This is a genomic window from Parapedobacter sp. ISTM3, assembly GCF_016533505.1.
Lineage (GTDB): Bacteria > Bacteroidota > Bacteroidia > Sphingobacteriales > Sphingobacteriaceae > Parapedobacter > Parapedobacter luteus.
The window spans coordinates 1-1,624 of sequence record NZ_JAENGN010000045.1 but is presented as its reverse complement, the minus strand read 5'-3'; the positions used below and the strand labels follow the sequence as shown (position 1 = coordinate 1,624).

The 1,624-nt window shown below is 54.9% G+C and carries 2 protein-coding genes; both read left to right on the top strand.

The window, feature by feature from the left end; all coding sequences use genetic code 11:
- A partial coding sequence (locus JHJ32_RS22455) for a gliding motility-associated C-terminal domain-containing protein (protein WP_200122939.1) occupies positions 1–931 on the top strand: 931 nt, incomplete at its 5' end.
- A 36-nt stretch (positions 932–967) separates the two neighbouring features.
- A partial coding sequence (locus tag JHJ32_RS22450; protein ID WP_200122937.1) for a PorP/SprF family type IX secretion system membrane protein occupies positions 968–1,624 on the top strand: 657 nt, incomplete at its 3' end.

The following is a 1,624-nucleotide window of genomic DNA, read 5'->3' as shown; positions in this document are numbered from 1 at the left end:
ACCGTTGACGCCGGAACCGACGGCCAAGGTGTCAAACCTACGGGTAAGCAAAACAGTAGACGTAAACGAGCCACTGGTAGGAACCAACGTGGTGTTTACGATTGCAGTTTCCAATACCGGACCGGATGATGCCACCGGTGTGGCGGTGACCGAACGATTGCCTTCAGGATATACGCTGGTATCGCACCGCGCAGAGACGGGTATCTATGACCCAGCGGCCGGCGTTTGGCAGGTAGGTGACCTGGCTGATGGCTTAACGGCTTCGCTGACCATTACGGCAACCGTGAATGCCTCGGGCGATTACCGCAACACGGCAGCTATACACGGCAACGAAAACGATCCGGATGAAGACGATAATGAAGATGAAGTGACCATTTCTCCGGTACACCCGCCGGTGGCGGGTAATGACCAGATGGTCGGAAATGCAAACGACGAACTGGTGATTCCGATCATTGACAACGATGGGGGATCGACGTTCCCGCTGGATCCGAGCTCCATCGAGATTGTCAGCCAACCGCAGAACGGTACGCTCACCGTTAATCCCGACGGTACGGTGACCTTCAAGCCGAATCCGGGGTATACCGGGCCGGTGACCTTCAGCTACCGCGTGAAAGACAGCGCGGGCAATTGGAGCAATGTGGCCACGGTGTCGATCACTGTTGAGCCCAATCCGTTGAAGATTCCGAACATCTTTACCCCCAACGGTGATGGCCAGAACGACCGGTTTGAGATCATCGGTATTGAAGCGTTTGACCGGGTTGAGGTGATGATATTCAACCGGTGGGGCAATGAGGTTTACCGTAGCCGGGACTATGACAACAGCTGGGAAGGGGATGAGCTGAACGAAGGCACATACTACTACATGATCCGGCTGTTTATCGGCAATGAAGAGCGGGTACAAAAAGGATGGGTATTGCTTAAACGGAAATAGTACGGTTAGTTTGATTAATCTATAGGAATACGCAAGATGAGACATGTAAAAATATATCTGTTCATGATGATGCTGGTGGTGTCCGTAACTGCCCGTGCACAACAGAACATCCAGTTTACGCAGTACATTTTCAATTCGATGAGCGTCAATCCGGCTTACACCGGCTATAAGGAGGAATGGTTTGGGCAGCTGGGGCTTCGAAACCAATGGGTGGGCCTGGATGGGGCTCCCCAGACCGGCCTCTTATCGATTGACGGAATCCTCGATCCGACAGAAAAAAGGCACGGCCTGGGTGTACAGCTTACGGCAGACCGGCTCGGCCCGCAAGCCGCGACATCTGCCTATGTCAACTACGCCTTCAGGCTCCGGCTCAACGACGAAGATACCCAGCGGCTGAGCTTCGGCATCGGTGCGGGTGTAACGCAGTATGGGCTTGACGGGGCGTTGCTGGATCCGGTGAGCACGGGCGACCCGGTGGTGCCGCCGGGCCGGATCAACAACTTCGTTCCCGATGTCCGCTTTGGAATCTATTATTACAACCCGCGGTGGTACGCGGGTGTGTCCGTGATGGATCTGCTCTCGGGCGACCAGAGCAGCAATATTTTCCGCTGGGACAACACGACGACGGACAATATCCGCCGTCGCCGGCACATTTATTTCATGGGCGGAGCGCTGATCAACGTAAGCGAAGGA